The sequence below is a fragment of the Limnofasciculus baicalensis BBK-W-15 genome, from assembly GCF_024178385.1.
GTDB classification, from domain to species: Bacteria; Cyanobacteriota; Cyanobacteriia; order Cyanobacteriales; family Coleofasciculaceae; genus Limnofasciculus; species Limnofasciculus baicalensis.
The window spans coordinates 1-6,990 of record NZ_JAMZMM010000329.1 but is presented as its reverse complement, the minus strand read 5'-3'; the positions used below and the strand labels follow the sequence as shown (position 1 = coordinate 6,990).

Here is a 6,990-nt window from a genome sequence, read left to right as displayed (position 1 = left end):
TTTTGAGTTTTGAGTTTTGAGTTTTGAGTTTTGAGTTTTGAGTTTTGAGTTTTGAATTAAAACTCAAAAATGAGAAGTATTCCGGGGAATGGAGAAGGGGAAACTCTTAACAGAAAGATTTGTTAGCAATTAGCCATTAGCTGATTAAGGATCGTTTGTCTGAGCTTCCTGACAGCGACTTAAATAAATTTGGAATACTTTATCTTCTGGATTAATATCCATACAATCTTTAAATAATTGTGTAGCTCTCGACAATAATTTCATATTATAAAGAAATATCGCTTCTTCAAATATAGATTTTGTCGCTAACTTAGCATCTTTTATTTCCGGAGGATCGGCATCAAATATTTCAAAAATTGATACCATTTCTGATTTACCTTTAACTTGTACCCTATCAATAATGCGAAAGTCATACTGAAGGGGGTGATTTAATCGTAAAAAGGTGTGGTGAGAGATTAACAAGGATACCCCATAATATTTGGTCAGCGCTTCCAAGCGAGCAGCTAAATTGACACTATCACTAATTACAGATCCATCCATCCGGTTCGGACTACCCACTGTTCCTAACATTAAAGATCCCGTGTTAATACCAATACCGATTTGAATGGGTGGACGTTCCGGTCTAGTTCTAGTTGTATTGTACTCTGTCAGTCGCTTTAACATGTCAATAGCAGCTTTTACCGCATTATCAGCATCACCGCTAAACAGAGCCATAATCGCATCGCCAATATATTTATCGATAAACCCATTGTTTTCGAGAATGGCAGGTTCCATGCGGGATAAATAACCATTAATAAATTTAAAATTATCCTCAATACTCATCCGTTCCGATAGGGTAGTAAAATTGCGAATATCAGCAAATAAAATTGACATTTTTTGCTGAACTGCATCCCCTAACTGAACATCAACAATACTTTCTTTATTCAACAAATGGAGGAATTCGCGTGGGACAAATCGTTCATTGGCTTTATTAAGTTGATATAACTGCTTTGTAAACTCAATTCGCTGAGTTTCTGCTCTTTTACGTTCGGTAATATCTTCACTAAAACCTTGGTAATAGAGAAGTACACCATTATCATCATATACTGCTCGTGCATTCTGATTAATCCAGATAATACCACCATCTTTACGATAAACTTCAAACTCAAATCCAGAAACACCGCCCTCTTCCTCCATTAATCGGATGAAGTCATTTCTCCGATTGGCATCGACGTAAAGTTGATGCTCAATATTAACAATAGTTTCGATTAATTCTTCGGGTGAATCGTAACCGTAAATTTGGGCAAGGGCTGGATTAGCACTAAGATAACGGCCTTCCGGCGTACTTTGAAAGATACCTTCCAAAGCATTTTCATAAATTCGGCGATACTTTTCTTCCGCCTGTTTAAGTTCCTGTTGGGCACGTTTCCGTTCGGTGATATCAGCAAATGCGACAAGTGCGTAGGCAATATTGCCAGATTCATCATAGATGGGAGTTCCCCAAGATTCGATAGGAATAATCTTATTTTCTAGATGAATTTCTATATCATCAACAGTAGATCGCTCGCCGCGTAATGCCTGGACAAGGGGCAGTTTTTCTGTAGGATATAACTGATTAGTTCCGGCAATATAGTTTTGATAGACTTCTGCTAATTGTTCTACTGTTCCTGACGATACAACTCCTTTACCCATTAATTCTTGTGCTTTTTGATTTGCAAAATATGGTCTGCCCATGGCATCGATTACCGCAACTCCTATTGGCATACCATCTAAAAATTGAGCTAGTTTTCTTTCACTTTCTCGTTTGGTTTCTTCTGCGCGATCTTGCAAGACTGATTCAACTTGAACGTGATGTTCCGTAGTAGTCTCTAGCAGGATTTCTAGATCAGCTTTTTCTTCGGTGGTAGTCTCTAGCAGGATTTCTAGATCAGCTTTTTCTTCGGTAGTAGTCTCTAGCAGGATTTCTAGGTTAGCTTTTTCTTGCTCTAAATCGCGGGTTTGGCGCTGCAATTCTAGGCTGTGGTATCCACCGATTGCGATCGCAGATCCTGTCAAAGCTAGTAAGGGTGAAACTATCGGTAGCCACCACCCGTTGAGAAAGGCTAAGTAACTAGTTGTTAATAATATCCCCCCTAACGGGACAAGGGAAGCGTTAATATTTGCCCAGATAGGGGATAAATTCTTTTTTAATCGGGTGGCTTGCAGCAACTGCCATCGTACCGTAGCACCTGCGAAAGACCAAGTTAAAATCCATACCCACTCAATTGGCTGTGTCCAACTCTTAATTGAAGGTCTTCCTTCTAGGGCGCTACTGACAATTTGACTAATGATATTAGCATGAATAACAACTCCTGGTATCCGTTTGGGACTAGTGAAAAAACTGCTACTGTAAGGTGTGAAGAAAAAGTCGTTTGAACTCTGTCCAGTTGCACCAACTAGAAGGATTTTATCCTTGAGTAAGCCTGATGGTATGCGATTTTCTAGAACATCTGTTATTGATATAGTCTTGAAATTTTCTAAGGCTCCCCGAAAGTTCAATAAAATCTGATAACCACCCGAATCAGCACCAATATAACCCCCTTCATTCCCGGTAAAAGGTGTAAATATTGCTTTTCCTAACTGATAATGCTTACGATCCGGATCGACTACTTCAAGGGAAATACCTTCCTTTTCTAGATACATCAAGGCTAGCTTTACCCCTAGGCTTTCTTGAGTTTCTCCCTCATGATTTTTAACTGTCAATAAACCTCGACGCACCTTACCATCAGCATCTAATATTAAATCGGCATTGGCAATTTGACCTAGTTCCTTTAAAATAGGAGACGATTCTACTGTTTCTCCAACTGCTTTTTCAATCCCGATTAGGTTTGGCGTGGATTTAAACACTTTAATTAACTCTTTATCGCCAGGTGGCACTGGTAAATTACGATAAAGATCCAGCCCAATGACTCTCGGCTTTTGGGCTTTCAGTTTCTCGATTAGGTTTGCTAGGATACCATCGGGAATTTGACCTTTGCCAATTTTGGTGAGATCCGACTCATTAATTGTGACAATAACAATATGGGGGTCAACTGCCTCTCTAGGGCGGAAGCGAACCAGTTGATCCCGCGCCGCCCATTCCAGTAATTGAAATAAGCCACCGGAAGTTGCCACAATAACTAATCCAGCCAAAACCGGGGCGGTAATCAAAACCCCCCGCCATTTGACAATACGCTGCTCGATCTTCCGCCACATGTATGACAAGGTTACCAGAATTGGCACGATCAATGGCTAATGGCTAATTTAGGGCAAAGGTTAAAGGGGAAGGGGCAGAAAACCTTACTTTTCCCCATCCCCCTTTCCCTAATAGAGATTCTCTATTAGCCATTAAGTATTAATCATGCCAATTCTGGCAGTTTTCGGGGTAAACCTGTAGCAAATTTCTACAAAAGTGGCTGAGAAGCGATTGCGCCTAATCCGACTGACTTTAACAGGTTTTCCCAATTGGCGGCTAGGGTTAAATTGTCAGGTTGCGATCGCCTCTCTTCGGCTAAACTGGCTAGGGTGTCGTACCAAATGCCATTTTTGCCATATAAAGCAGCACGTTCTAGGGATGATAAATTATCTAATGTACCGCCCGATTTCGGTTCAATTCGCTGAATTTCTCCTTCTACCCAAGGACTATCTGGTCTGATTTCCGCTGTACACATTAACACGAAAGACCACTTATACTTTTTCCCACTCTTGAGCGCAGGGGCATCAGCGGGAAGTTTGAAGCTGACAACTCCTGCTTTAGTGGGAATTGGCAATGTGGTTTTGTAGTAATAATCTTCGTTATCATCCCTTAGCACAAACATGGCTTTTTGTGCGGAAGTTTGGGGAATGTAAACGAAAAATGTGGGATGCTCTGCCACTGTTAAGGCTTGCTCGTTGATGGGCATCACAGGGGTAACAGCAGGACCTGGATTGACGGCATCTTGGGGACATATTCCTGAATCCCGGGATGCTCCACCTACGGTATCTCGGGGTTTGCCATTCCCAGGTGGATCGAATGTTACGCTGGCGATCGCATTACTGGGAAAGCTGTTACCTGAAGTCGTGTCTATTGACTGTGCTTGTACTCGTATTGGTAGGCTCGCGATTAAGATGAGTTTTAGGGATAAGCCTACTGACAAAACCTGAAGAGATCGTCTGTAATTTTCTCTGTTCACAATTTTTACCCCCTTTTTTTAAGACATATTTTTTCGTAGACTAATAATTCTAAGATGCTTTTCCCTGATTATCATCCGCCATTTAGCTGAATATTATATTCATATATACGTCATTAGGCTTAAACAATCCGGATAGTTTTTTATTTTTTGTTTAAAGCCAATTTCCCACTAGTACGAATGGTGCCCAGAAAAAAGGATGCTGATACTTCGATTGCTTCAATAAAATAAGCTGCGATTGACGAAGTGCTTCGGCTTTACTTACCTCAGTCTGACTTAACTCTCGGTAAAATTCAGTCATAAGTTCAGCCGTAGATTGATCCCTAACGGACCATAAAGTTGCCAAAGTACTCCGTGCGCCGGATCTTACCGCTACTCCGGCTAATCCTAGTGTCGCTCTGCGATCGCCAACGGCGGTTTGGCAAGCGCTGAGGACCAATAACTCAATGGGTTCCCGATCTGATTTGTCTGTGGTTCGCAATATTTGATCTAAATCTTTCACATTAATGCGATCGTTCCATGTGAGGAGAAATGTCTCTTCTGCTTTGGAACTAAATTGACCATGAGTAGCAAGATGAACGATCGGAAAAGCCACAGATTTTATCTGATCTGCCAGGGTTTTATTGGTAAAGTCTTGATTTAGAAGTAGCTCGGAATTTACCTTAGTACCAATTTGCTTAAGTTCAACCTCGACTCCCGGTAAAGCCGAAAATCCTTGGCGTGCTTCGGTAATTCCACCTGTTAATACTTTAAGATGTTTTCGGTTTAGCGATCGCGGTTCTAATAGCTGCAATCCCTGACTAATAGCTACACTATATTTTTCCACTAAATATTGTTTTCCATCATGTAGAGCTGCCATAGGCAGGCTACGGAAACCACCATCCAAAACAAATACTAAGGTTTTTATTTCACTTTGAGTTAATTTTGTTTCCACAGGTTTAATCAACCAATCATATATTTGTTGGGAAATGCGCAAACGCTGTTTGTTGGAGAATGCTGGATTCATAGATTGCAGCATCTGATCGAGAATTTTGTCTACTTCTGTTTGGGGTAACTGAGTCTGATAGTAAACTAAAGGTTTTCCTGGCAAAGATAATATTACTCCCAAACGATCTGGTAGAATAATTGGATAGATCACAGCAGCATTAGAATCTACTTGCTCAATTGATTTAGACTTCCCCTCTAAACATGCTTCTCTAAAAAAGTTATCTAATTCTGCAAGTTGGAGAGATTCAATCGCACTTCGAGCCTGTTCTAGATTTGCCTGACTTGGATTGGCTCCCAAGAGCAAACTGACTAATTCCCGATAAACAGGTTCAACACTATCCCGAAAGGAAAATTGTACGTCTGTATTAATCGCAACTAAGTCACTCCGTAGGGATTTCAGAGTTTTCACTGCTTCAGTGTAAACGTTGACTGCGCCAGTTAAATTACCCTGATGCTTAAGAATTCTACCCATTTGCCATTGCCAACGATAAGATATATTATCAGCGTTGATAGATTGAGCCAGATTGAGAGCTTCCTGAGTCAGTTTTTGAGCCTTTTCCCACTCTTTAGTTTGTTCGTAAAGAAACCCTAACTCACCGACAGCGTAGGATTCAGCCCTGGTATCTTGAATTGTTTTTGCTTGTTGTATTGCCCTATTTAATAGTTCACTAATATCTTTAATATTGGGAATTGGTAATGAGGAATTACGCAATGATGGAGTATTTCTCATGTCGATCGTAATATTAGCCAGATTCACCTGAGCATACACAGCCGCACGACTGGGGAGAAGGGTGGTAATTTGAAATTGAATTTGGGGCAATAATAACCAAACTGTTCTCCAATGTTCAATTTCTACTAGCAGGCTCAGGTAATTGAGTTGGGATTCTATTTTTACGATTGGATTGGTTGCTTTTTCGACCGCTTTCTGATATAATGATATACCGTATTCATATTTTTTCAATGCGTTGGCAGTATTGCCCAAACTAAAGAGAATTTCACTAGTATCAATGGAGGAGTCTAGCTCCTGCGCGATGGCTAAACTCTTTTCTAAAACTGCCTTTGATTTTTCTAAGTCTCCGACTACTTGTAAGGCTACTCCCAAACTTCGCAATCCCGTAACTTTGAGCAGAGAATCGGGTGCGGTAAGTAATTTTTTATTTATCTCCTCTAATATAATTTGCGCTCGCCGATAAAACCCCAAGGTTTGCAAAGCTTGGGCTTGGTTAATTTGACTGCCTAGTATTCCGGTTTCATCTCCAGCCTCACTATATATTTTTTCTGCCTGCTTCCAGGTATTGAGAGCGGTTTCTGCTTTTCCGGTAGCTAACTGAAGACTAGCTTGAGTATTCAGTATTTGGGCGAAAATCAGTTTGTTTTTTGTTATTGGTTGTTGGTTATTGGTAATTAGGGATAGGCTTTGGGTAATGGCGGTTTGGGCATTTTGCCATTCTCCCAATTCTTGATAGGCTAAGGAGATATAACTTAAGCTGAGAGATTGATTAATGCTATCGCTCTTTTCTTCGTAGTATTGAGCGGCTTTTTGCCAAAGCTCTGCTGCTTCGGCAAATCTTCCTGTTTGGTAGAGGATTCTGCCTTCTTCTAGTAGTGTTGAGGAATCTATTTGGGCTTGTAGCTGGAATACTTCTAGTTGAGACTGGGTGAAACATATAGATATATTAGTTTTTTGACTAAGATTATCCTCTAAATGCTTCACCCCTACAATTTTTCTAAGGGTTTCTTCTTGGCATAACAGGCTCGATTCCTTTGAGGAGGAATTTTCAACGGGAGCATCCCGATTTGGAAGAAATGCAGGTTGTATTCTTTCTCCCCCCTTTGA

Annotated in this window: 3 protein-coding genes; all 3 read right to left on the bottom strand. The window is 40.6% G+C overall.

Annotation, left to right across the window (positions count from 1 at the left end; translation table 11 throughout):
* Nucleotides 1-144 precede the first annotated feature (144 nt).
* Nucleotides 145-3,240 (bottom strand): CHASE2 domain-containing protein, encoded by a 3,096-nt coding sequence (locus NJ959_RS30495; RefSeq protein WP_309242704.1) that lies wholly within the window; start codon nt 3,238-3,240, stop codon nt 145-147.
* Nucleotides 3,241-3,401: 161 nt separating this feature from the next.
* Complete coding sequence (locus tag NJ959_RS23460) at nt 3,402-4,169, bottom strand: DUF928 domain-containing protein (RefSeq protein WP_254014167.1); 768 nt, start codon at nt 4,167-4,169, stop codon at nt 3,402-3,404.
* 151 nt (nt 4,170-4,320) lie between these two features.
* Nucleotides 4,321-6,867, bottom strand: a complete 2,547-nt coding sequence (locus NJ959_RS23455) for a CHAT domain-containing protein (RefSeq protein WP_373693704.1) — start codon at nt 6,865-6,867, stop codon at nt 4,321-4,323.
* Nucleotides 6,868-6,990: the final 123 nt, after the last annotated feature.